Genomic DNA, 25,437 nt, shown 5'->3' with positions numbered 1-25,437 from the left:
CGCTTATCAGGCCTACTCGATCGGTAGGCCGGATAAGGCGCAGCCGCCATCCGGCAAGGCAAAATTACGCGGTGCCACCCACGGTCAAATTATCAACCTTCAGCGTTGGCTGACCTACGCCAACCGGCAGGCTCTGCCCCTCTTTACCGCAAACGCCCACGCCGTTATCCAGCTTCAGGTCGTTACCGACCATGGAAATCTGCTGCATGGTTTCAATACCGGAACCAATCAGCGTCGCGCCTTTCACCGGTTTAGTGACTTTACCGTTTTCAATCAGATACGCTTCTGAGGTCGAGAAGACGAATTTCCCGGAGGTGATATCCACCTGGCCACCGCCAAAGTTCGGCGCGTAGATGCCGTACTCAACGGATTCGATAATCTCCTGCGGCGTCGATTTCCCGGCCAGCATATAGGTATTGGTCATACGCGGCATCGGCAGATGCGCATAGGATTCACGACGGCCATTCCCGGTCGGCGCAACACCCATCAGACGCGCGTTGAGTTTGTCCTGCATGTAACCTTTCAGAATGCCATTTTCGATCAGCACGTTGTACTGGCCCGGCGTCCCTTCATCATCGATAGCCACGGAGCCACGGCGATCCTGCATGGTGCCATCATCGACAACCGTACACAGCTCGGAAGCCACCAGCTCACCCATATGACCGCTGAAAACAGAGGTGCCGCGACGGTTGAAATCGCCTTCCAGACCATGTCCTACCGCTTCGTGCAGCAGTACGCCCGGCCAGCCTGCGCCCAGCACCACCGGCAGCGTTCCCGCAGGCGCCGCGACAGCCGAGAGATTCACCAGCGCCATACGCACGGCTTCTTTTGCCCACGCGTCCGCGCGCACTTCACCGTCGAGATCCGCCAGGAAGTAGTCATAACCAAAACGACCGCCGCCGCCGCTGGCGCCGCGCTCGCGTTTGCCGTTATCGTCAACCTGCACGCTAACCGACAGGCGTACCAGCGGGCGAACGTCCGCCGCCAGCGTACCGTCCGTTGCCGCCACCAGGATCAGCTCATACACTCCCGTCAGGCTGGCGGAGACTTCCTGCACACGCTTATCTGCCGCGCGCGCAACTTTATCCACGCGACGCAGGATGTCGAGTTTCTCTTCACGGCTCATGCTTTGCAGCGGATCGAGCGACGTATAGAGCGGAGAGTGGTCTACCGCGCCCAGCGTGTGCACCTTGCCATCGCCCGCATCACGTACGATGGTTCGTGCCGCCTGCGCGCTCTGCTCCAGCGCCAGCAGGCTAATCTGGTCGGCATAGGCAAATCCGGTTTTTTCACCGCTCACCGCACGCACGCCAACACCCTGGTCGATATTGTAAGAACCATCTTTGATGATGCTGTCTTCTAAAACCCAGGATTCGTGATAGCTCGACTGGAAATAGAGATCGCCATAATCGAGACGGCGCTCGGCGAGTTGACCAAGAATGTCAAACAGGCGCTGATGATTCAGGCCATTCGCTGCCAGCAATTGTTCACTTACCAGGTTTAGACTCATTATTCGCTCTCGTTAGTTACCGCTAAGATACTATGTTAAAAGAGTGAGGCAATTGTGCGACTGCGTCAAATCATTGCTTCGTATCACTGCGCGCCTGGCGCAGAACTTCATTGATTTGCGGCGAATCGATTGGCCCGGTGATGCGATAACGCAGAATCGATACCTTGCTCCACAGCGGCCCCAGCACTTTACTGGCCGCGAAGACGGCTGCACCGACAATCGGGTTAATGGCAAATGCCGCTGCCACGCCGACGGTTGCTGAGATCTCAGGCGCAACAATCGCTTCCATCGCCAGCTGACGACGGACTAAATCGACAGATCCTTTCATGGCGATGTCCGCTTCCAGGCCATCAACCAGGGTGTCATCCGTGTTCAGCACGCCGTCTTTAATCCAGGCGGTGCTGCGAATGGAGTCGAAATAGAAGCCTTCCGTGAAGGTATCGCTAAAATCAAAGCGCAGTTTGCGCAGCAGCGCATCGACGCTCAGCAGGCGCAATAACTGGCCCGCGTGGCCGGTGCTCAAATCGGTAAACTGTCCTTTGCCGATGCGCGTCTTCAGAATACCGTTTAGCGACGGTACGTCCGGCTGCCACGGGCTGGCGCGCCAGTGTAAGTCGTAATCCAGGTCGATTGAGGAGTCGCGAATCGGCGTGGCGATACCGAAGAACGCCACCGCATCGTCAATTTTCTTGCCGCGCAGTTTTCCTTTCAACGACGTGCGCTGGCCGCTCAGGCCATTCACCCATTCGCCGTCGCTGGTCAGCCGCGCGAAGCCGGTATCCACCAGACCGTTACTCAAAGTCAGGGTGTCGCCTTTAATGGCAAAATCGCCATCGATACGACCATATTTCTGCCCCCACAGCCAGCACTCTGCACAGCGAAGCTGAAAATCCGGCCAGCCGCTGAAATCGAGGCGATTACGGGTAAGAGGGCCTGTCGAAGGTGCCGATGCCTGCGTCAGCGGCGTCGATGACGGGTTGTAATACAGATAGCGAATCGCCGCCTGCCACGGTGCATTGTCGTGCATGGTCAGCGTGGCATTCACTTCGCGGCCCTGCGCGTCAACTTTGGTGCCCTGCGCCGACGGCTGCGAAACGATGCTCAGGTTATTCCACTGCTGCCCGCCTAAGGTCAGCGACGGCGTGCGCAGGGTGACCTGTTTCGGGAAGACGGCGGCAGAGCTCGCATCACTGGCTGCGCCCTGCTGGAACAGCGCCAGCCACTGTGCGCCATCCATCGGCGGTAGATTCAGCTCAACGCCCTGCTGCTGCGGCAACGGCGGATTAGTACGGCTGTCGCTTGCCCAGATCGCGCGATCCAGCGTCAGTTTCTGGTTAAGCAACCAACGGCTATTGAGATGATTATTACTTCCCACTTTGCCGGTTAAATCGAAACTTTTCAGGTTGCCATCAACGTCAATTTTCACCGGGAGCGGCTCACCGGCAGCTTTATCGACCGGCGCAGGTAAGTGACTACTCACATTTTTCAGGTCAGCGGTGACGCCCACTTTGTACGTGGGGCTACCGCGATACGGCAGCTCAATAGCGACTTTCCCCTGCCACGGCACGCTGCCGCTGATTTCGTCGTTGATAGCTTTCGGCAGCACGCCCGTGCGCGACGGTTGCCAGTTGGCGTCCATATTGACGCCAACCTGGTACGATTTCTCGCCTTCACGGGTGTTGAAATCCACCTTCAGCGGCTGATTAAACCAGGTCGCGGTCATCGGCTGGCTCTGCAAATCGCCGTTGGAAAAGCTAAATTTGCCGCTCAGGTTCTGCAACGTGCTGTCGAGCGGTTTGATAAACAGGCTGTTGTTATTGAGCGCCACATCGCCAGTCGCATGCACCAGTTCGCCATTGAGGGGGATATCAAGTTGTAAGCGAGCGCTCACATTCCCATCAAGCTGGAGTTCATCCAGCGTCGCGCCTAACGATTCTTTCAGCGGTGTTTCATTGAAATACGGCCCAACCGCCTTACCCGGCCCGTTGATGTCGGCATCAATCAGCAGCTTCTCTTTGGCGTAGTCCGGGATCATGGCGTTAAGGTTAGTCGCCGTGACGCCGCCCAGTGCCACTTTGTCGGCCTTCATCCACAAGCCATCGTTGAGGAAGTCGAGATGAATGTCGAGGTCGGTCAGCGCGGGCCAGTCAGGCTGGAAGGCAAAGGTGGCATTGCGCAGCGGCACCGACACTTCAAACTGCCCTTCGTTATGCTTGTACGGGAAGAGATGCGGATTGCCGCCATACACCAGCGTCGCGTTATCAGCCTGACCGCCTTTGATCGCACCGCTCAGGTAATCGACCAGCTCTTTGCCCATCAAATTTTCCGGGAAATAGCGCCAGGCCTGGCCGCCATCGTCGGTGCTGATACCCGCCAGAATGCCCAGCCAGGGCTGATCGTCTTTCGGCTGCAGGTAACGGAAACCACCTGCGGCGCGGACGGCTTTGGCTTCGACATCGATATGACGACCATCCAGCATGAAGCCTTTGTCGTTATTCAGCCAGTTGAGCGTGGCGGTGCCTTTGGCTATTTCCAGCGGTGCGCGGAAGACCGTTTCATACGGCATCGTCGCCTGCTGCATATTCACTTTCAATGCGCCGTTTTCAACGCTACCGGACAGCTCGCCAGAAACATTCTCCGCGCCGGGCAGTAGCTTCCACTGCTTCCACGCTAAATCATTCCACGTAGCCTGAAAACGGGTTTGCTCCGTGGCCTGAAGCGGAATATCGAGCCCCAACGAGTCAATCGTGCCGTTCGGCTGCGTGGTGCGCCAGATTTCGCCAAGCGTCGGGGAGAGTTTGTCAGCAATCGGTAACAGGCCGTTGAGCCCGGCAAGGGAAAGATGGCTGGCACGAATGCGCAGTTCATCGCTGCGCACGCTGTTTTTGCCGCCCACTTCCTGCTCGGGGATCCACGCCAGCGCCAGCGCACCGCGCGGCCATGGTGTGCCATCCATGGTAATGCGCGTATCGGGAATGCGGAATTCCCAACCAGCTTTTTCACGCGAGAGGTGCGCCGTCAGGTTATCCACGGCGAGCTGGTGATCATCTTTATCACCCTTCCACGTCGCGCCGCCCTTTTTCAGCCAGACATCACCGCTTGAGATTTCGCCTTTATCGACAGACGCCCAGGCTTCCAGACTAAAGCGCGCGCTGGTGAGCGCAATGTTGTCCTGCATCCATTTGCCAAGCCAGGGTTTAACGTCGATGTCATCTGCCTGGAGCCACAGCTTACCTTTGTTCAGCAGACCGTTCTCATCACGCAGATCCATACGCACTTTCATCACCCCGTGCTGCCCGGTGAGGCTGGTCAGGCTCAGCTCGCCTTCCGCGCGGTGACGATTTTTACCGTTCAGCCAGGTCAGCTGCGGGATCGCCAGCTCGGCCCGCTGGCCGGAAAGGGTCAGGAAGCTCAGGTGGCTGTCGCGCAGGGTGAACTGGTCAAACTGGCGCAGGAAGAGGTCGCCGATGCGATCGCCTTCCATGCTGCCGCTGCTGTCATTGCTTTGCAGCGGCGAGTTGGTGTGAATGTTGAGCTGCCAGAAGGTGAGATCGCGGAACTGCCAGCGCATGTGCAGCAGGCTTTGCCAGACGTCCAGCGCCAGCGAGACGCGTTTAATCGACATCTCGCCGCCGTCGTTATCCAGCCCGGCTTTAATGTCGCGTACTTCAAGAGTAGGACCGAAGTTTTCCCAGCTGGCCTGAATTTTCGAGGCTTCCACCGGCTGCCCCACCGCCGAAGAGATTTTTGCGAGGATTTGCGGGCGCCACTCATTCAGATGCGGCAGCACGAGGCGCAGGCCGCTCACCAGCAGCGCAGCAATGACAATCAATGTTGCCACGGTGAGCAGTAATATCCCCGGCAATCGCCTCACGCTTCTCTCCTTGTGCCTGGCAGGCTGCTTTACATCATGACCACATCAAACTGCTCTGGATTGTAGAGCGGTTCGATTTGTACTTTTACCTGCTTGCCGACGAAGATTTCAACTTCCGCCAGCGCATGCGACTCATCGCCCTTCAGGGTTTCCGCCACCGACGGGGATGCATACACCAGGAAGCGATCGGAATCATACGCATGATGCACGCGCACAATTTCACGCATAATTTCATAGCATACCGTCTCAACGGTTTTCACCGTTCCGCGCCCGTGGCAGGTCGGACATTGATTGCACAGCACGTGCTCCACGCTTTCGCGGGTGCGCTTACGGGTCATCTCCACCAGCCCAAGCTGAGAGAAACCGTTGATACTGGTTTTCACGCGATCTTTGCTCAGCGCCTGCTCCAGCGAGTGCAGCACGCGACGGCGGTGATCTTCATTATTCATATCGATAAAGTCGATGATGATAATGCCGCCCAGATTACGCAGGCGCAGCTGGCGCGCGATAGCCTGGGTCGCTTCAATGTTGGTATTGAAGATAGTGTCGTCGAGATTCCGGTGGCCGACAAACGCTCCGGTGTTGATATCCACCGTGGTCATCGCTTCGGTCTGATCGATAATCAGGTAGCCGCCCGATTTCAGTTCAACTTTACGTTCCAGCGCGCGCTGAATTTCATTTTCGACGTCAAAGAGATCGAAGATCGGCTGATGGCCGGTGTAGTGCTCCAGCTTACTGGTCATTTCCGGGATGTATTCGGCGGTAAATTCCAGCAGCGCTTCATAGGTCAGACGCGAATCAACGCGAATGCGGTCAAGCTGGGCATCGGCGAAATCACGCAGCACACGCTGCGCCAGCGCCAGTTCACCGTACATCTGATAACGCGTCTGATGGCGTTTTTTACGCTCCATCACTTTGGTCCACACGCGCTTGAGGTACGCAGCGTCAGAGGCTAAATCCTCTTCACACACGCCCTCTGCCGCCGTACGAATGATGAAACCGCCCTGCTCGTCGCAGTATTCCGCCACCACCTTTTTCAGGCGTTCGCGTTCAGCTTCACTTTCAATACGTTGGGAGACGCCGACGTGGGACGCGCCAGGCATAAAGACCAGATAACGGGAAGGGAGTGTGATATCGGTCGTCAGACGTGCGCCTTTGGTGCCGAGCGGATCTTTCACCACCTGCACCATGAGGTCCTGCCCCTGACGCACCAGCTCAGAGATGTCGCGCACGGTGAACTGTTTTTGTTCCTCGCCCGCCACGCACTCGGTGTGCGGCATGATATCGGAGGCGTGAAGGAATGCGGCCTTATCCAGACCAATATCTACAAATGCCGCCTGCATCCCTGGCAATACCCGACTGACACGACCCTTGTAGATATTGCCTACTATTCCGCGTCGCGCTTCACGCTCAATATGAATTTCCTGCAAAATGCCGCCATCGATATACGCCACACGCGTTTCGGATGGCGTCACATTTACTAATAATTCAGCCGTCATGTTTATCCCTTTCCTCACGTAGTGAGTTAAAGTTACTGAGCAACTCATACGTTTCCACCAGCGGTAAGCCGACTACGGCGTGATAGCTGCCATTTATCTTCCTGACAAAACAGCCACCCAACCCTTGAATACCGTATGCACCTGCTTTATCTAAAGGTTCACCGCTGGCAACGTAGCCTGCGATATCGTGTTCGGAAAGTACTCTGAACGTCACATCGGTGACCACCAGCGCGTCGAGCGTGTTTTGGCGGTCTGCCAGCGCGATGGCAGTCATCACCTGATGCGTTTCCCCTGAAAGCTTGCCCAGCATCTCTGCCGCATGGGCGGCATCACGCGGTTTCTCCAGCACTTCGCCATTGAGGATAACTATAGTATCCGCGCCCAGAACCGGGAGGTCTTCATTCACCATCGCTACCCCGGCCTGTGCTTTTTCTCGCGCCAGGCGCGTCACGTATTGCTGCGCGCTTTCCTGCGGACGGCGCTGCTCTTCAATGCCTGGAACGATTTTTTCAAACGCCACACCCAGTTGGGTGAGCAGTTCCTGGCGACGCGGGGAGCCTGAAGCGAGATAAATTTTCATAACGACCTTTATTGCACGGCGAATTGCTGACGAACTTTGCGCATCAGGAGGAAGATCCACGGCCAGAGTACGCCATTGACTACACTACTCCAGAACACTTCCGGTCGGAAAGAGACGTTGATCACTAAAAACTCTGACCAGAAAACAATAATATCCGTGGCAAGCGATAACAGAATGACGACCAGCGCCTGCTGCCAGAGCGCCAGATTACGAAACAGCTGATACTTGAGCACCACCAGATACGCCACGATACTCAACGACAGCGCGCGCACGCCGAGCGTTGAACCGCTGATGAGATCCAGAATCGCGCCCATCACAAAACCCGTACCGACATTCACCCGATGCGGCAGCGCCAGTGACCAGTAAAGCAGAATGAGCAGAACCCAGTTGGGCCGGAAAACAATAATGTTGTCCGGCCAGGGCATAACTTGCAGCAGCAGTGCGATAAGAAACGAGAGCCAGATTACCCAGCGTCCCTGGCTACGGTAACTTGCCACTATGGCCCTCCCTGAGGGGAGAGTTCAGTGGGCTGGGTTTCCGTGGGCGAGGTTGCAAGGCCCGTGGCAGGCGCAGGAACCGGCGTTGGCGGCCCCATGGAGTCCGGGGATGGCAACACCTGCGGCATCATCTGCATCAGACGTTCGTTAGCCACGCGATGCACATCTTCCGGCGTCATCGGGTTCGCACCGTTACGATCGGCGCCCCACAGCAGCAGCAGATAGCGCAGACGCTGCAAGCCGGCGGTTGGACGCGCCTGAATCACGGTGTACGCACGCTGTGTATCGAGCTTAACGGAAGAAACTACCGCCACCGGGTATCCTTCCGGGAAACGACCGCCCAGACCAGATGTCACCAGCACGTCGCCGACGCGGATATCCGTGTTGGCTGGCAGGTGTTCAAGCTGGAGATCGTCGGTGCAGCCGTTACCGGCGGCAATCACGCGGATGTCGTTACGCAGCACCTGAATCGGTAGCGCATGCGTGGCATCACAAATCAACAGGACGCGGCTGGTCAGTTTGGCGACGGCCACCACCTGACCGACTACGCCTTTATCGCTGATGACCGGCTGGCCTTCATAGACGCCATTGACGCTGCCTTTGTCGATAACCACCTGATCGCTGTAAGGATCGTTAACGGTGGAGATCACCTGCGTCACCATTTTCTGCTCATCCTGACGCAGCGGCGAACCCAGCAATTCACGTAAACGGGCGTTCTCTTGTTTGTACTGACCCAGCATCAGCAGGTCGCTGTTTTTCAGCAGCAGTTCCTGGCGAAGTGCCCGGTTTTCAAGTTCGAGTTGGTCACGCGAGGCCAGCGTTTGCGACACGCTGTCGAGTAATTCACGAGGACCATTGGAGACAAAATAGAAAGGACTGACGGCGGTATCCATGTACGTTCGGATTTGACTGAACGTACCGAGGCGGCTGTCGGCGATGATAACGCCAAGCGCGATCAGAACCGCCAGGATAAGGCGAATCTGTAGCGACGGGCCACGGCTAAAAATGGGCTTCATAGGCTATGCGTATTCTCGTGTCAGTAAAATCAAGGGTAGCCCGAAAGCTACCCCGGACTCAGGCTGACTACTCTTCGCTAAACAAGTCGCCGCCGTGCATATCGATCATTTCCAGCGCTTTGCCGCCACCCCGCGCCACACAGGTCAGCGGATCTTCAGCAACAACGACAGGAATGCCCGTTTCTTCCATTAACAGGCGGTCAAGGTTACGCAGCAGCGCACCACCACCGGTCAGAACCATACCGCGTTCGGAGATGTCGGACGCCAGTTCCGGCGGGCACTGTTCCAGTGCAACCATGACGGCGCTTACGATACCGGTCAGCGGCTCTTGCAGCGCTTCGAGGATTTCGTTGGAGTTCAGGGTGAAACCGCGCGGTACGCCTTCAGCCAGGTTACGGCCACGTACTTCGATTTCACGCACTTCGTCGCCCGGGTAAGCGGAGCCAATTTCGTGCTTGATGCGCTCTGCGGTCGCTTCACCGATCAGAGAGCCGTAGTTACGACGCACGTAGTTGATGATAGCTTCATCGAAACGGTCGCCGCCGATACGTACGGAAGAGGAGTAAACCACGCCGTTCAGGGAGATAACCGCCACTTCAGTGGTACCACCACCGATATCAACCACCATAGAGCCAGTCGCTTCGGAAACCGGCAGGCCTGCGCCGATTGCCGCAGCCATCGGTTCTTCAATCAGGAACACTTCACGCGCGCCTGCGCCCTGTGCGGATTCACGAATCGCACGACGCTCAACCTGCGTTGCGCCAACCGGCACACAAACCAGTACGCGCGGGCTCGGACGCATGAAGCTGTTGCTGTGCACTTGTTTAATAAAGTGCTGCAACATTTTTTCGGTAACGAAGAAGTCAGCGATAACGCCGTCTTTCATCGGACGGATGGCTGCGATGTTGCCAGGCGTACGACCCAGCATCTGTTTGGCGTCATGACCAACGGCAGCGACGCTTTTCGGAGAACCAGCACGATCCTGACGAATGGCCACCACGGAAGGCTCATTCAATACGATGCCTTGTCCTTTTACGTAAATCAGGGTATTCGCAGTACCCAGGTCAATGGACAGGTCATTGGAAAACATGCCACGAAATTTTTTCAACATACTAAGGGATAATCCTGAAAGCTGGGGCGGAAAACAAAATCCGCTTACTTTACCAACCACACGCAGCAGCGACAAGGCGCAAAAATCATCTGCAACGGTGAAAATTAGTGCAGTTCGTTTCCTCTGTTACAAATCCAACCTGGCTCCATCAGCGTCGGGCGTCATTAACCGTATCCCAATCTGGACTTGCAACCTGTTTCAAAGGTCGTCGACTTGCATGATGCGACATATACCCGGCGAGCAGACACGCACACCCCCGAATAAACCGCGCGCATTATTCTACGTGATAAACACGCTAAACAGCAGGTCAAACAGAGTATCTTTGCGAATATTTTTTCACATTCGTGTCAAGTGGTTGTGAGGCGGCAAAAAAATCACCTTGCCCGCCGGAAACGCCACACTCTGTCAGTACCTGCCATTCACTACGGCTCCGGATGCCCGGCGCAAAAACCTGCATGGTTGTGCCTTTCGTGGCTTCAACCAGGCTCTGCACCAGCAACTGGTTTTGACTCCGCTTCTCAATATTGCGCACCAGACTTGGGTCAAGCTTGATGAGTTCAACCTCAAGCTGCTTGATCCAACTGGTGCTCACCAGGGTTAAACCCGCCTGAATAACGGCGATCCTGGCCCCTAATGCGTTAATTAAACGCACGACGGGCTGCAAACGGCTGATATGTTGACAAACATCCGCCTCTGCAAGTTCAAAAATAATCCGTTTGCGTTGCGATTTTTCGCATTGCATTAAAGAATCACGCAGCCAGCGCTGAAAACGCGGGCGAATGAGCGACTCAACCGACACCTGCAACGCCAGGTTTTCTTCCGGCCAGAAGTTTAAGAACGGCAGCACGCGGTTTATCTGCAAGCGGTCGTACTCTTCCATCAGGCCGAACTCCAGCACCATCGGCAGATACTCTGCGGCAATCACCTCTTCAGTGCCGTCATAGATGCGGCAAATCAGCTCCCGGTGATGCACGCGGCCATTAAGCGTAACCGCCGGTTTCTGATACAGACGCGGGCCGCCGCGTCGTAACATCTGTTCGATAAGCGTACGCCAGCGCACATTCCCGCGCCCTTTCTCCGGCAGCGAGTCATCGTAAATCGCCCAGCTATTGCTGCCCTGCAACACCGCGTTGCGCACGGCGGCTTCCGCGTGCTCCATCACCTGCTGGCTGGTTTGCCCGCTACGCCAGGCGCAGATGCCAATGTGCATCATGTCATCACGGTCGAGAATTTTGGTTATCGGCAGCGCATCCGCCGCCTTGAGCAGTTGCCCGGCGATACTGTCGGCTTCTTTCAGGGTGCGATGCGGCAACAATACAGTAAAGTCGCTGCGGTGGTATCGCGCCAGTAACGCGCCGGGATAACGCATCATAAAGGTGGAAAGCAGGTTGATGAGCATAAACAGGTGCTCTTCAGCCGCTTCATTGCCCCAGCGGTCGCGCAATAAATCGAGGTCCGGCAGACGAATCATCATCACGATGCCGTGCGCGCCGACGTTTTCCTGATCGTCCAGCAGCGTCGCCAGTTGATTATCAAAGAAGAGACGGTTGCTGAGGCCGGTTTTATTATCCTGCGCGGCATAGGCGCGAATCAGCGTATCCATTCGGCTGCGCTGCTCACCGGCAAACTGAATTTCTGACAGCAGTACGTCCATCGCGCTACTGGTGCGGGCGGGCCATTCATGGACGTTGCCTTTCACTTTCGCGCCGCGCTCGCCGTTCAGAATGCGAATGGCCCGCGATTCCAGCAGTTCCTGCCCGGCCAGTTGACGACGCAGCCAGCGCACAGCGATAAAAACTATCAATACCATAAAGGCGATGGTGAGCGTCAGCGGCAGGGTGGTCATCAGCGAACGGAAGTAGTTCGCCATCGGATCCTGGTAGGCCAGCTTGATTTGCATGCCGGGATGCTTAACCGAATCAATCACCAGCTCGCGATAGCGGTAATAGCTGCCCACCGGACGATAGCTGCTTTTACGCGCATGATGGTAGACGTTTTTCCCGTCCTGGAGGAAATCGACGCGCACCACATCCACGGGTGCCAGCATTTCATCAAGCTGTGGCCCCAGTTGCTCGAAAGGCGTGGTCAGCAGGCGATTATCCAGCACCGTGGCGACGGCCTCAACGCGGCTCTTCACTTTATATTGAATGCCGTTATAAAAACTCAGCGACGAGCCAATCAACGTCACCAGGATAGTCAACCCGGTCAGCAGCGTAAAAAAAGCGGAAAATTTCGTCGTTAATCGCATCCCTGATTTAACTCCGTTGGTTAATCGTCACCCGACAAATCGCCCGGCCCCGGCTGCCCGCTCCATCAAAAGTGAGCACTAACATATCAAATGAACCCGGCATACTACCAAATCAGGGGTTTCTGGCAATTTATTGCGCCAAATCGACATAGAATTGTGTGTAGCGAGTATAGTTCTGAGAGAAATTTTACCAAACATCGAGCCATTGAGGACGGGTTATGCAGGCATTAATCTTAGAACAGCAGGACGGAAAAACCCTTGCATCGGTACAGCGCATCGACGACAGCCTGTTGCCGCAAGGGGATGTCACCGTGGATATTCAGTGGTCCAGCCTGAACTATAAAGACGCGCTGGCGATCACCGGGAAAGGCAAAATTATCCGCAACTTCCCTATGGTGCCCGGCATTGATTTCGCCGGTACGGTACACGCCAGCGACGACGCGCGTTTCCAGCCCGGCCAACAGGTGCTGCTCACCGGCTGGGGCGTGGGTGAAAATCATTGGGGCGGTTTGTCTGAGCGCGCGCGCGTGAAAGGCGACTGGCTGGTGCCGATGCCAAATGGGCTCGATGGCCGTAAAGCGATGATTATCGGCACTGCCGGTTTCACCGCCATGCTGTGCGTAATGGCGCTGGAAGACGCAGGCGTTCGCCCGCAAGACGGTGAAATTGTGGTAACCGGTGCCAGCGGCGGCGTAGGCAGCACCGCGGTCGCGCTGCTGCATAAACTGGGTTATCAGGTGGCCGCTGTTTCAGGCCGTGAAAGCACCCACGATTATCTGCGCCAACTGGGCGCCAACCGAATTCTGCCGCGTGATGAATTCGCAGAAACACGCCCACTGGAAAAACAGGTCTGGGCCGGGGCCGTCGATACCGTCGGCGATAAAGTGCTGGCGAAAGTGCTGGCGCAAATGAACTACGGCGGCTGCGTGGCGGCCTGCGGCCTGGCAGGCGGTTTCGCGCTGCCGACCACCGTGATGCCGTTTATTCTGCGCAACGTCCGCTTACAGGGCGTTGATTCAGTAATGACCCCGATTGCGCGCCGTACCGCCGCGTGGGAGCGTCTGGTGAAAGATCTGCCAGAATCGTTCTACGCGCAAAGTGCGACGGAAATCACCCTTGATAAGGCATCACAATTTGCCGAAGCGATTATCAACAATCAGGCGCAGGGCCGTACGCTGGTAAAAATCGCCTAATCTTCAAATTTTCGTGACATATTCGCGCGAATAACGCCTCTCCGTCATGCTTAGTACAAATGACGGAGAGGTGAGATAACGTGAAAAAATTAACCGAAGCCGACGTGACCGCAGAGTCCGTCTTTATGATGCAGCGCCGCCAGGTGCTGAAAATGCTGGGAATCAGTACTGCGGCCATTGCACTGCCCGCGCAGGCTGGGCTCAGCGACTGGTTTAAGGGCAACGATCGCCCTCCCGCGCCTTCCGGTAAACCGCTCGATTTCAGCAAACCCGCCGAATGGCAAAACAAGCTCACCTTAACGCCGGAAGATAAAGTCACCGGATATAACAACTTTTATGAGTTCGGCCTCGATAAAGCCGACCCGGCTGCCAACGCGGGCAGTTTGCCGACCGATCCCTGGAAACTGACAATCGATGGCGAAGTGGCAAAACCTCTGACGCTCGATCACGATGACCTTACCCGCCGCTTTCCACTGGAAGAGCGCATTTACCGGATGCGTTGCGTGGAGGCCTGGTCGATGGTCGTGCCGTGGGTAGGCTTTCCTTTACATAAACTGTTATCGCTGGTTGAGCCCACCAGCAATGCAAAATATGTGGCCTTCCAGACTCTGTACGCACCTGATGTGATGCCCGGACAAAAAGACCGCTTCATCGGCGGTGGGCTGAAATATCCCTACGTTGAAGGGCTGCGCCTGGATGAAGCGATGCACCCGCTCACTATGCTGACCGTCGGCGTGTATGGTAAAGCGCTGCCGCCGCAAAACGGTGCGCCCATTCGCCTCACCGTGCCGTGGAAATATGGTTTTAAGGGCATCAAATCGATTGTCTCAATTAAGCTCACCCGCAAACGCCCGCCAACCACATGGAACCTCGCTGCAGCCGATGAATACGGGTTTTACGCCAACGTAAACCCGCACGTCGACCACCCGCGCTGGTCACAGGCCTCCGAGCGCTTTATCGGTTCCGGCGGCATTCTGGATGTAAAACGTCAGCCGACGCTGCTGTTTAATGGCTATGCCGACCAGGTGGCCTCGCTCTATCGTGGGCTGGATTTGCGGGAGAACTTTTAATGCGTTTAACTGTTACCCACACTCGCTGGCTGAAACTTTGCCTGCATCTTGCGGCATTTTTGCCGTTAGTCTGGCTCTTTTGGGCCGCATATTCCGGGCAACTCAGCGCCGATCCGGCAAAAGATATCCAGCACTTCACCGGTAGGATGGCTCTGAAATTACTGCTGGCGACCTTGTTGGTTTCCCCGCTGGCGCGCTACGCTAAACAGCCATTATTGATACGCGCCCGCCGCCTGTTGGGGTTATGGTGTTTTGCGTGGGCGACGTTGCATTTATGTAGCTATGCGCTGCTGGAGCTCGGTATCAACAACCTGGCGCTACTGGGCCAGGAACTGGTGATGCGCCCCTATTTGCTGCTCGGCTTTGCCAGTTGGCTGATTTTACTGGCGCTGGCGATGACATCGACCCAGTACATGCAGCGAAAACTGGGCCGACGCTGGCAGTTATTGCACAACTTCGTCTATCTGGTGGCGATCCTCGCACCGATTCATTATCTGTGGTCGGTAAAAATTTTATCGCCGCAGCCGCTGCTTTATGCCGTGTGCGCAGTCGCACTTTTAGCATGGCGTTATAAGAAGTTCCGCCAGTGGTGGCGCTAGCTGCGAGATATGTGCGGTTTACCGCAAATTACTGAACTCCGTCCTGACTTTACACGAATGCGGTTGATAATCTTCCCTGATAAGACCAGTATTTAGCTGCCAAATGCTACGAAATAGTTATAATGTGCGACTTCAGTTTTCCTGACAGGGGTTTTAAGCCCCTGAAAAGGTGACAATCGCGCATCGAAGGTATATTTTGTTTTTTACCGGAGAATTGCAGGAGATAGCAGCACAATGGCAGACAAGTTTCGCATTTTGCTTTTAAACGGCCCGAACCTGAATATGCTCGGCACCCGTGAACCCGAGAAGTACGGAACGCTAACGCTTGCGCAAATCGTTAACGGTTTGCAGCGCGAAGCGGAAGCACTGAACGTTGAGCTGGATCATCTGCAATCCAACGCGGAGTACGCACTCATCGACCGAATTCATCAGGCTAAAGACACTGTCGACTATATCCTGATTAATCCGGCCGCGTTTACGCACACAAGCGTTGCCCTTCGAGATGCGCTGCTGGCGGTAAGTATCCCGTTTATCGAGATTCACCTCAGCAATGTGCATGCGCGCGAACCGTTTCGCCATCATTCGTATCTGTCTGATGTCTCCGCTGGCGTTATTTGCGGGTTAGGCGCAGATGGTTATTCATACGCGTTACAGACGGCGGTAAAACGCCTGTCACAATCACACTAAACAAAGAGTACGGAACCCACTCATGGATATTCGTAAGATTAAAAAACTGATCGAGCTGGTCGAAGAGTCTGGCATTTCTGAACTGGAAATTTCTGAAGGCGAAGAGTCAGTACGCATCAGCCGCGCAACCGCGCCAGCCAGCTTCCCGGTAATGCAGCAAGCTTATGCCGCGCCGGTCGCTCAGGCTCAGCCAGCGCCAGTTGCCGCTCCGGCAGCAGCAGAAGCCGCTCCGGCTAAAGCTGAAATCAGTGGTCACATCGTACGTTCCCCGATGGTTGGTACTTTCTACCGTACACCAGGCCCGGAAGCGAAAGCTTTCGTGGAAGTGGGTCAGAAAGTTAACGTGGGCGACACCCTGTGCATCGTAGAAGCGATGAAAATGATGAACCAGATCGAAGCAGATAAAGCGGGCGTAGTGAAAGCCGTTCTGGTCGAAAGCGGGCAACCGGTTGAATTTGACGAGCCGCTGGTCATCATCGAGTAACGAGGCGAAGATGCTGGATAAAATTGTCATCGCTAACCGTGGCGAGATCGCACTGCGTATTCTTCGTGCCTGTAAAGAACTGGGCATCAAGACCGTCGCTGTGCACTCCACCGCGGACCGCGATTTAAAACACGTATTGCTGGCGGATGAGACGGTCTGTATTGGCCCGGCTCCGTCCGTAAAAAGCTACCTGAACATCCCGGCGATCATCAGCGCGGCTGAGATCACTGGCGCAGTAGCGATTCACCCTGGTTATGGCTTCCTCTCTGAGAACGCCAACTTTGCTGAGCAGGTTGAACGTTCTGGCTTTATCTTCATCGGCCCGAAAGCCGACACTATCCGCCTGATGGGCGATAAAGTGTCTGCGATCACCGCGATGAAAAAAGCCGGCGTCCCGACCGTACCAGGCTCCGATGGCCCGCTGGGCGACGACATGGACGCTAACCGCGCGCATGCCAAACGTATCGGCTACCCGGTAATCATCAAAGCCTCTGGCGGCGGCGGCGGTCGCGGTATGCGCGTTGTGCGTAGTGATGCCGACCTGGCGCAATCCATCTCCATGACCAAAGCGGAAGCCAAATCGGCTTTCAACAACGACATGGTGTACATGGAAAAATATCTGGAAAACCCACGCCACGTGGAAATCCAGGTACTGGCTGATGGTCAGGGTAACGCTATCTATCTGGCGGAACGTGACTGCTCCATGCAGCGTCGCCACCAGAAAGTTGTCGAAGAAGCGCCAGCACCGGGCATCACGCCGGAACTGCGTCGCTACATCGGCGAGCGTTGCGCCAAAGCCTGTGTTGATATCGGCTATCGCGGGGCGGGTACTTTCGAGTTCCTGTTCGAAAACGGCGAGTTCTACTTCATTGAAATGAACACCCGTATTCAGGTTGAACACCCGGTTACCGAAATGATCACCGGCGTTGACCTGATCAAAGAGCAGCTGCGCATCGCCGCAGGCCAACCGCTCTCTATCAAGCAGGACGAAGTGCAGGTTCGCGGCCATGCGGTGGAATGCCGTATCAACGCCGAAGACCCGGACACCTTCCTGCCGAGCCCGGGTAAAATCACGCGCTTCCACGCGCCGGGCGGCTTTGGCGTTCGTTGGGAATCTCATATCTACGCGGGCTACACGGTACCGCCGTACTATGACTCAATGATCGGCAAACTGATTTGCTACGGTGAAACCCGCGACGTCGCGATTTCCCGTATGAAAAACGCATTGCAGGAACTGATCATCGACGGTATCAAAACCAACGTTGATTTGCAGATCCGCATCATGAATGACGAGAACTTCCAGCATGGTGGTACTAACATCCACTATCTGGAGAAAAAACTCGGTCTTCAGGAAAAATAAGCTGCATTGATTGAAAAAGGCCGGGACTTGCGTTCCGGCCTTTTTATTAGCTCATTCTTACCAGAACAGCGAATACAGCACCGCGAGAATAATGACTATGACATAGGCCGCTATGTTAAAACTGCGACCAGTAGCAAATGTCGAAGCCACCACGTTAATGCTTTTGCTGTCATCATCGCTAACCGAAGTGCTCAAGCTGGTCAATGCAATCACGACGATAGTGAACAGCAGCGTATAGAGCATTTGATCCATAAACGGCATGCTTAACGGCATGAACTTGAGGAACAGCGCGAACGGAATAGACGCAATCACACCCACTATCGCGCCCTTACTCGTGGTTTTTTTCCAGAACAGCCCCAGCAGGAAGACCCCAAGGATACCAGGGCTCACCAGACCGGTATACTCCTGAATGTACTGGAAGGCCTGCCCGATATTGCCCAGCATTGGTGCAACAAAAGAGGCAATAATAAGCGCAACAATCGCCGTCATACGCCCGACGTTAACGAGTTTGCTTTCACTAGCGCTCGGTGCCAGGTACTCTTTATAGATATCCATGGTGAAGATAGTGGCGGTAGAGTTAAGCATCGACGCCAAAGAGGATACGATTGCCGCCGTCAATGCAGCAAAAACGACGCCTTTAATACCCGCAGGCAGGAACTGTGTCAGCCACGGGTAGGCTTTATCTGCGTGCGCCAGTGTCGGCATGTTATGTGTAGCAACGTCGCCCATCCGCGCCATCATCTCTGGCGAGGAAGTAATCACCCATGCTGCGATACCCGGAATAACCACCAGGAAAGGGACGATTAGCTTCAGGAAAGCAGCAAAAACGATCCCTTTCTGCGCTTCGGCCACTGACTTCGCCGCCAGCGTCCTTTGAATGATGTATTGGTTGAAGCCCCAGTAATAGAGGTTAGCCACCCACAATCCGCCAATCAGTACGGCAATCCCCGGCAAATTGGCATATTGCGGATTGTTCGGGCTCAGGATCATCTCAAAGTGTTCAGGCGCAGCAGACGCCATTTTGCTGAAACCGCTGAACCAGCCTTCATCGCCGCCGATAAAGTGCACCGCCATCCAGGTCGTTACCAGCCCACCCAATACCAGGAAAAAGACCTGAATAACGTCCGTCCAGACGACGGCAGACAGCCCGCCATAAATAGAATAAATCAGCGCAAACGCCGCCAACCCGATGATAGACCACATGAGCGGAATACCCAGAATTGTCTCCAGCGCCAGCCCACCGAGATAGAGTACGGAAGTCAGGTTAACGAAGATATAGAGGGCAATCCAGAATACCGCGAGGATTGTTTTCAGGTTTTTGTTAAAACGTTTCTCAACGAATTCAGGAATAGTATAAATTCCTTTTTCGATAAAAATCGGCAGAAAATATTTACCAACAATAATCAGTGTCAGAGCGGACATCCATTCGTAGGATGAGATTGCAAGACCTATTGAAAAGCCGGAGCCCGACATGCCGATAAATTGTTCAGCGGAAATATTCGCCGCAATTAGCGAAGAACCCACCGCCCACCAGGGAAGCGACTTACCAGCGAGAAAGTAATCTTCTGTATTCTTTTGCTGACCGGCTTTGTTGCGTGAAACCCAAAGACCCACGCCAATAATAATAAGCACATAGATTGCAAAAATTGTGATATCCAGTGTACCCAATCCATTTTCAACTTCCATTTTATGCCATCCTTCTTTGTTATGACGGCGGCATTGTAAGCGATTACATCTATAAAAATTTAAGGGGATTCACATTTTAATATTATTTTTTAGAATTTTAAACAAACCTAACAAAACACAACACCACGCCGAATAAAAATCATTAAAAACATCACCATAATTAATATTACACCATCAAAAAAATGCCCATCTGGATTTTCTATGATTTATCAAAATCATAAAAACGATACATTCACAAAAATAATGATAGCGATTACACTTGATTTATTAACGGCAGTAATTCTCTTAATCAAGAGAATCTATCAAAAATGAAAATACTTTTATTTCGCTGAATTTTACAAACGGCCGCACAAGCATCAGCGCCACAAAGAGTAGAATTCACCATCTACAGTCCGATACCGATGTGGCGGTACACCTGCTTATCTGCCTTTAGACTTCACTTTGTGAGCATTTGGCAAAAATTTTTGGGTTATGTCCTCTCTATCCGTACAATCACTGCAAGAATATGCTTCTCCTGACTCAGGAAAACTATGAATAAACGTTTTGTTCAGGCCCACAAAGAGGCGCGCTGGGCGCTGTGGCTGACCCTTCTTTATCTTGCTGCGTGGTTAGTGGCTGCTTACTTACCTGATTCGGCGATCGGCATTACCGGCCTGCCGCACTGGTTTGAGATGGCATGCCTACTGGTCCCGCTGATTTTTATTGTGCTGTGCTGGGCAATGGTGAAACTGATTTACCGCGATATTCCGCTGGAGGATGACGATGCAGCTTGAAGTGATTCTTCCGCTTATCGCCTACCTGGTGGTGGTGTTTGGCCTGTCGGTTTACGCAATGCGCAAACGGACCACGGGGACATTCCTCAACGAGTACTTCCTCGGCAGCCGCTCGATGGGCGGAATTGTGCTGGCGATGACGCTCACGGCCACCTATATCAGCGCCAGCTCGTTTATTGGCGGGCCGGGCGCGGCATATAAATATGGCCTCGGCTGGGTACTGCTGGCGATGATTCAGTTGCCTGCCGTCTGGCTATCGCTGGGGATTCTGGGCAAGAAATTCGCCATTCTGGCGCGACGCTATAATGCCGTCACGCTAAACGATATGCTGTTTGCGCGTTATCAGAGCCGCCTGCTGGTGTGGCTGGCAAGCCTGAGTCTGCTTATCGCATTTGTCGGCGCAATGACCGTGCAGTTTATCGGCGGCGCGCGCCTTCTGGAAACGGCAGCGGGGATCCCTTACGAAACCGGCCTGCTGATTTTCGGCATCAGTATTGCGCTCTACACCGCGTTTGGCGGCTTCCGCGCCAGCGTACTCAACGACACGATGCAAGGGCTGGTGATGCTGGTTGGCACCATCGTGCTGCTGGTCGGTATCGTTCACGCCGCAGGCGGCCTGACCCATGCGGTTGAAACGCTGCAAACCATCGACCCGAAACTGGTCAGCCCGGAAGGCGCGGAAGATATCCTGTCGCCCACCTTTATGACCTCATTCTGGGTGCTGGTGTGCTTCGGGGTGATTGGCCTGCCGCACACAGCGGTGCGCTGCATTTCCTACAAAGACAGTAAAGCCGTGCACCGCGGGATTATCATCGGCACCATCGTTGTTGCCATCCTGATGTTCGGTATGCACCTGGCGGGCGCGCTGGGGCGGGCGGTGATCCCGGACTTAACCGTGCCGGATCTGGTTATCCCCACACTGATGGTTAAAGTGTTGCCGCCGTTCGCCGCCGGGATCTTCCTTGCCGCCCCGATGGCCGCCATTATGTCGACGATCAATGCACAGTTACTGCAAAGTTCCGCTACGATCATTAAAGATCTCTACCTGAACCTGCGCCCGGAGCAGTTGCAGAACGAGCGACGCCTGAAGCGGATGTCGGCAGCGATTACCCTGATTCTGGGCGCGCTGCTGCTGCTGGCTGCATGGCGTCCACCAGAGATGATCATCTGGCTGAATCTGCTGGCCTTTGGCGGCCTGGAAGCCGTGTTCCTGTGGCCGCTGGTGCTGGGGCTTTACTGGGAACGTGCTAACGCTGCCGGGGCGCTGAGCGCGATGATCGTGGGCGGCGTGCTGTATGCCGTGCTCGCGACGTTTAATATTCAGTACCTGGGCTTCCATCCAATTGTGCCTTCGTTACTGCTGAGTTTGCTGGCGTTTCTGGTCGGGAACCGTTTCGGTTCATCCGCACCACAAACTGTCGTACTGTCTACTGATAAATAAAGAGTTTTTGCCATGCCATGGATCCAACTGAAACTGAACACCAGCGGCGCGAACGCTGAGGACTTAAGCGATGCGCTGATGGAAACGGGCGCCGTCTCCATCACCTTCCAGGATACACACGATACGCCGGTGTTTGAGCCGCTGCCGGGTGAAACCCGCCTGTGGGGCGATACGGACGTTATCGGCCTGTTCGACGCAGAAACCGACATGAAAGAGGTGGTTGCCGCCCTGGAACTGCATCCGCTACTGGGCGCCGGTTTTGCTCATAAAATCGAGCAACTGGAAGACAAAGACTGGGAACGCGAGTGGATGGATAACTTCCACCCGATGCGTTTCGGCGAGCGCCTGTGGATTTGCCCGAGCTGGCGCGATGTGCCGGATGCAAACGCCGTTAACGTGATGCTCGACCCTGGCCTGGCGTTTGGTACCGGGACACACCCGACAACCTCCCTGTGCTTGCAGTGGCTCGACGGGCTCGATCTGGCGGGCAAAACCGTTATCGATTTCGGCTGTGGCTCAGGCATTCTGGCCATCGCTGCGCTGAAGCTCGGCGCGGCAAAAGCCATCGGTATTGATATCGACCCACAGGCAATTCAGGCCAGCCGCGATAACGCCGAACGTAACGGCGTCTCTGAGCGTCTGGAACTTTATCTGCCGCAGGACCAGCCAGACGCCATGAAAGCGGATGTGGTGGTCGCTAACATCCTCGCAGGCCCATTACGCGAGCTGGCCCCGTTAATCAGCGTGCTGCCGGTTACAGGCGGTCTGTTGGGCCTTTCCGGTATTCTGGCAAGCCAGGCGGAAAGCGTATGTGAAGCTTACGCTGACCTTTTCAACCTCGACGCAGTGGTCGAGAAAGAAGAATGGTGTCGCATCACCGGCCGTAAGAAGTAAGCCTTCAGGCGGCCTGTCCGGGCCGCCTTACTCCCTCATTCCTGCTGACAATGGCGATAAATGCGATCCAGATCGCACTATACCCCCCTCTTTTTGCTCATAAATACAGCGTTTTGTGCCGTGCTTGCCCCATGAGAAGTAAGAAAAAACGAGAAGTTTTACCTTTTTATGGTTGAGCACAAAATATCCATCTCGAATTAATTTCATGATTATTAAAGATATTTATTTTTTGACTATCCTTTGAGCTGCGATTCATTGATCTACAACATCTGATTGCTCAAAGTTTGGCCTTTCATCTCGTCCAAAAAATGCGTAATATACGCCGCCTTGCAGTCACAGTATGGTCATTTCTTAACTCATGCGCATCGGACACTATCAGCTCAGAAATCGCCTGATCGCAGCGCCAATGGCTGGCATCACTGACAGACCATTCCGGACGCTGTGCTATGAGATGGGAGCAGGTTTAACCGTTTCCGAGATGATGTCCTCTAACCCGCAGGTTTGGGAGAGTGATAAGTCTCGCTTACGGATGGTGCACGTTGATGAACCAGGTATCCGAACCGTGCAAATCGCCGGTAGCGATCCTGAAGAGATGGCATGGGCCGCACGCATTAATGTGGAAAGCGGCGCCCAAATTATTGATATCAATATGGGCTGTCCAGCAAAGAAAGTGAATCGCAAGCTCGCGGGCTCAGCCCTACTGCAGTATCCGGACCAGGTGCAGTCTATCCTGACCGCGGTCGTGAAGGCAGTGGACGTTCCCGTAACACTCAAAATTCGCACTGGCTGGGCTCCTGAGCACCGTAACTGTGAAGAAATTGCCCAACTGGCTGAAGATTGTGGCATTCAGGCCCTGACGATTCACGGACGCACACGCGCCTGTTTGTTTAATGGTGAAGCTGAGTACGACAGTATTCGGGCAGTTAAGCAGAAAGTTTCCATTCCGGTTATCGCGAATGGCGACATTACTGACCCGCTTAAAGCCAGAGCTGTACTGGACTATACGGGGGCTGATGCCCTGATGATAGGCCGCGCAGCTCAGGGAAGACCCTGGATCTTTCGGGAAATCCAGCATTATCTGGACACTGGGGAGCTGCTGCCCCCTCTGCCTCTGGCAGAGATTAAGCGCTTACTTTGTGCGCATGTTCGGGAGTTGCACGACTTTTATGGTCAGGCAAAAGGGTACCGAATTGCACGCAAACACGTCTCCTGGTATCTCCAGGAGCACGCTCCAGATGACCAGTTTCGGCGCACATTCAACGCCATTGAGGATGCCAGCGAACAGCTGGAGGCGTTGGAGGCATACTTCGAAAATTTTGCGTAATAGAAATAAAGAGCTGACAGAACTATGTTCGAACAACGCGTAAATTCTGACGTACTGACCGTTTCAACCGTTAACTCTCAGGATCAGGTAACTCAAAAGCCCCTGCGTGACTCGGTTAAACAGGCACTGAAGAACTATTTTGCTCAACTGAATGGTCAGGATGTTAATGATCTGTATGAGCTGGTACTGGCTGAAGTAGAACAGCCCCTGTTGGACATGGTGATGCAATACACCCGCGGTAACCAAACCCGTGCTGCTCTCATGATGGGGATCAACCGCGGTACGCTGCGTAAAAAACTGAAAAAATACGGCATGAACTAAGTTTCGTTCATGACGGATAAAAAGGCGCTACTCGGCATGGGGACGCGCCTTTTTTATTGTCTGTAAAACCACTCTTCCCCCGCTTTCCTGCCCTTCATTTTCGTGTATATTGCTGCCATTCACGTTACCAATACCAGGGTTGGCTCATGATTCGCAAATACGGTTGGCTTGTCGTTTTCGCGCTGTTTATGTTCTTCTTCGATGCGGTGGTGATGCAGTGGATAGAGCTGCTGGCAACGGAAACGGACAAGTGCAGAAACATGAACTCGGTCAATCCGTTAAAGCTGGTGAACTGCAGCGAACTGTCTGAGTGACGTGAAGCGAAAAAAAATCAGAGGGTATTGGGATTTCACCATTACCCTGCCTTGTCTGCAACGATAAGCCATTCACTAGAATTATAATTACTGGCGATAAGTCGAAGAGTATTATCCACCAGCAGGGGGGCCTGCTGAAATAAATCATAGGATGACATTTTCATCAGCCAGTTTTTGATAATACCGCTAAAGCAGCCATGAAGAATAACTAATATCACATCCAGATCTAATGTGTGCGATGCTTGTCCACAGGCAATGGCACGCACCAATAATTCCCGCATATGATTATGATTAAAACCAATCTTCTCGCGAATATATGTCTCCGATAACATATCTTCATAAAATTCGCATTTATGATACAAAATTTGCATTAACGCGCGCTGACGCGGATTGCTGGCGATATATTGCAAACCAACAATGAGTTTTTCTCGCATCTGCATCAGGGGATTTTCATCCCAATGCCCTGAGAGTTGGCTATCGATAAGATCGCCTAGCGCAGGTTGCTGCTGCCAAATCTCATTAAAGAGCTGCACTTTGTTTTCGAAGTGCCAGTAGATGGCGCCGCGCGTGACCTGGGCCGCATCGGCAATGTCGTTGAGCGTCGTGTTAGAAAACCCATACTCCGCAAACAGGATGATGGCCATTTCAATCAGCTGCTGCCGCGTTTTAAGCGCTTCTTCTTTGGTTTTTCGCGCCATCGCGCCACCCTTCATATAATACGTCAGAGAAGATATAATGATGACATTATTTTATTTTTAATTCACCTCGGGAAAAACAACTTTACAACTATAAGCGCAAATAATAAATCACATTAATCAATTCACCCCATGAATATATTGCGCCCGTATTACGCCGTTTATTTTTATGTTTGCGTGCCTTTCACCCCATGAATAAATAACTAAGATTTACATCACCACTCCATTATTTGTAGGATAGCGCACTGTTTATTTCTTCAA

22 protein-coding genes are annotated in these 25,437 nt (G+C 54.1%); 12 read left to right on the top strand and 10 right to left on the bottom strand.

Features of this window, described 5'->3' with window-relative positions:
- Positions 1-64 precede the first annotated feature (64 nt).
- The 8 genes from tldD to csrD all read right to left on the bottom strand — a co-directional run bounded on the left by tldD (position 65) and on the right by csrD (position 12,335).
- Positions 65-1,510 (bottom strand): metalloprotease TldD, encoded by a 1,446-nt coding sequence (gene tldD, locus G163CM_RS20335; protein WP_231826083.1) that lies wholly within the window; start codon positions 1,508-1,510, stop codon positions 65-67.
- Positions 1,511-1,580: 70 nt separating this feature from the next.
- Positions 1,581-5,384 carry an AsmA2 domain-containing protein YhdP gene (gene yhdP, locus G163CM_RS20330; protein ID WP_231826082.1) on the bottom strand — a complete coding sequence of 1,268 codons (3,804 nt, stop codon included), beginning with the start codon at positions 5,382-5,384 and terminating at the stop codon, positions 1,581-1,583.
- Positions 5,385-5,413: 29 nt separating this feature from the next.
- Positions 5,414-6,883 (bottom strand): ribonuclease G, encoded by a 1,470-nt coding sequence (gene rng / locus G163CM_RS20325; RefSeq protein ID WP_015962786.1) that lies wholly within the window; start codon positions 6,881-6,883, stop codon positions 5,414-5,416.
- Positions 6,873-7,463 (bottom strand): Maf family protein, encoded by a 591-nt coding sequence (locus tag G163CM_RS20320; RefSeq protein WP_231826081.1) that lies wholly within the window; start codon positions 7,461-7,463, stop codon positions 6,873-6,875. Before G163CM_RS20320 ends, rng begins: the two co-directional genes overlap by 11 nt.
- Before the next feature lie 8 nt (positions 7,464-7,471).
- Entirely contained in the window at positions 7,472-7,960 is a 489-nt protein-coding gene (gene mreD / locus G163CM_RS20315; RefSeq protein WP_015962784.1) for a rod shape-determining protein MreD, read from the bottom strand.
- Complete coding sequence (mreC, locus tag G163CM_RS20310) at positions 7,960-8,976, bottom strand: rod shape-determining protein MreC (protein ID WP_015962783.1); 1,017 nt, start codon at positions 8,974-8,976, stop codon at positions 7,960-7,962. Before mreC ends, mreD begins: the two co-directional genes overlap by 1 nt.
- Positions 8,977-9,043: 67 nt before the next feature.
- Positions 9,044-10,087: a rod shape-determining protein MreB gene (gene mreB / locus G163CM_RS20305; protein WP_000913396.1), complete on the bottom strand. Its 1,044-nt coding sequence runs from the start codon at positions 10,085-10,087 to the stop codon at positions 9,044-9,046.
- Positions 10,088-10,394: 307 nt separating this feature from the next.
- Positions 10,395-12,335 carry an RNase E specificity factor CsrD gene (csrD, locus tag G163CM_RS20300; protein ID WP_015962782.1) on the bottom strand — a complete coding sequence of 647 codons (1,941 nt, stop codon included), beginning with the start codon at positions 12,333-12,335 and terminating at the stop codon, positions 10,395-10,397.
- A 218-nt stretch (positions 12,336-12,553) separates the two neighbouring features.
- Between csrD and acuI the strand changes: the two genes are divergently transcribed.
- The 6 genes from acuI to accC all read left to right on the top strand — a co-directional run bounded on the left by acuI (position 12,554) and on the right by accC (position 17,728).
- Positions 12,554-13,528 (top strand): acrylyl-CoA reductase (NADPH), encoded by a 975-nt coding sequence (acuI, locus tag G163CM_RS20295; protein WP_231826080.1) that lies wholly within the window; start codon positions 12,554-12,556, stop codon positions 13,526-13,528.
- Between the two features lie 80 nt (positions 13,529-13,608).
- On the top strand, positions 13,609-14,598 hold the full coding sequence (gene msrP / locus G163CM_RS20290; protein ID WP_420851266.1) for a protein-methionine-sulfoxide reductase catalytic subunit MsrP: 990 nt from the start codon (positions 13,609-13,611) through the stop codon (positions 14,596-14,598).
- Entirely contained in the window at positions 14,598-15,197 is a 600-nt protein-coding gene (gene msrQ / locus G163CM_RS20285) for a protein-methionine-sulfoxide reductase heme-binding subunit MsrQ (RefSeq protein ID WP_231826079.1), read from the top strand. Before msrP ends, msrQ begins: the two co-directional genes overlap by 1 nt.
- Positions 15,198-15,431: 234 nt before the next feature.
- Entirely contained in the window at positions 15,432-15,884 is a 453-nt protein-coding gene (gene aroQ / locus G163CM_RS20280) for a type II 3-dehydroquinate dehydratase (RefSeq protein WP_015962778.1), read from the top strand.
- A gap of 22 nt (positions 15,885-15,906) precedes the next feature.
- The gene (accB, locus tag G163CM_RS20275) at positions 15,907-16,368 is read left to right on the top strand and encodes an acetyl-CoA carboxylase biotin carboxyl carrier protein (RefSeq protein ID WP_015962777.1); all 462 of its coding nucleotides are present in this window, start codon (positions 15,907-15,909) and stop codon (positions 16,366-16,368) included.
- Between the two features lie 10 nt (positions 16,369-16,378).
- Complete coding sequence (accC, locus tag G163CM_RS20270; RefSeq protein WP_015962776.1) at positions 16,379-17,728, top strand: acetyl-CoA carboxylase biotin carboxylase subunit; 1,350 nt, start codon at positions 16,379-16,381, stop codon at positions 17,726-17,728.
- A 57-nt stretch (positions 17,729-17,785) separates the two neighbouring features.
- On the opposite strand, the gene G163CM_RS20265 is transcribed toward accC, so the two are convergent.
- Positions 17,786-19,414, bottom strand: a complete 1,629-nt coding sequence (locus G163CM_RS20265) for a sodium/sugar symporter (RefSeq protein ID WP_231826078.1) — start codon at positions 19,412-19,414, stop codon at positions 17,786-17,788.
- 530 nt (positions 19,415-19,944) lie between these two features.
- Here G163CM_RS20265 and G163CM_RS20260 point away from each other — a divergent pair.
- The 6 genes from G163CM_RS20260 (at position 19,945) to G163CM_RS20235 (ending at position 24,481) form a co-directional block, all read left to right on the top strand.
- A complete protein-coding gene (locus G163CM_RS20260) occupies positions 19,945-20,187 on the top strand; it encodes a YhdT family protein (protein WP_231826077.1) in 243 nt (80 codons plus the stop codon).
- Positions 20,177-21,628: a sodium/pantothenate symporter gene (panF, locus tag G163CM_RS20255; protein ID WP_231826076.1), complete on the top strand. Its 1,452-nt coding sequence runs from the start codon at positions 20,177-20,179 to the stop codon at positions 21,626-21,628. Before G163CM_RS20260 ends, panF begins: the two co-directional genes overlap by 11 nt.
- Before the next feature lie 12 nt (positions 21,629-21,640).
- The gene (prmA, locus tag G163CM_RS20250; protein WP_231826075.1) at positions 21,641-22,522 is read left to right on the top strand and encodes a 50S ribosomal protein L11 methyltransferase; all 882 of its coding nucleotides are present in this window, start codon (positions 21,641-21,643) and stop codon (positions 22,520-22,522) included.
- 358 nt (positions 22,523-22,880) lie between these two features.
- Positions 22,881-23,846, top strand: a complete 966-nt coding sequence (dusB, locus tag G163CM_RS20245) for a tRNA dihydrouridine synthase DusB (RefSeq protein WP_015962772.1) — start codon at positions 22,881-22,883, stop codon at positions 23,844-23,846.
- Positions 23,847-23,870: 24 nt separating this feature from the next.
- Positions 23,871-24,167: a DNA-binding transcriptional regulator Fis gene (gene fis, locus G163CM_RS20240; RefSeq protein ID WP_000462905.1), complete on the top strand. Its 297-nt coding sequence runs from the start codon at positions 23,871-23,873 to the stop codon at positions 24,165-24,167.
- A gap of 146 nt (positions 24,168-24,313) precedes the next feature.
- Positions 24,314-24,481 (top strand): DUF2556 family protein, encoded by a 168-nt coding sequence (locus G163CM_RS20235; protein WP_015962771.1) that lies wholly within the window; start codon positions 24,314-24,316, stop codon positions 24,479-24,481.
- A gap of 41 nt (positions 24,482-24,522) precedes the next feature.
- Here the strand turns inward: G163CM_RS20235 and envR are convergent, their stop codons facing one another.
- Complete coding sequence (gene envR, locus G163CM_RS20230; protein WP_231828402.1) at positions 24,523-25,179, bottom strand: acrEF/envCD operon transcriptional regulator; 657 nt, start codon at positions 25,177-25,179, stop codon at positions 24,523-24,525.
- Positions 25,180-25,437: the final 258 nt, after the last annotated feature.

The sequence above is a fragment of the Pseudocitrobacter corydidari genome (assembly GCF_021172065.1).
Taxonomy (GTDB): Bacteria; Pseudomonadota; Gammaproteobacteria; order Enterobacterales; family Enterobacteriaceae; genus Pseudocitrobacter; species Pseudocitrobacter corydidari.
The sequence above is the reverse complement of the archived record's forward strand: the minus strand, read 5'-3'. Positions and strand labels throughout refer to the sequence as shown.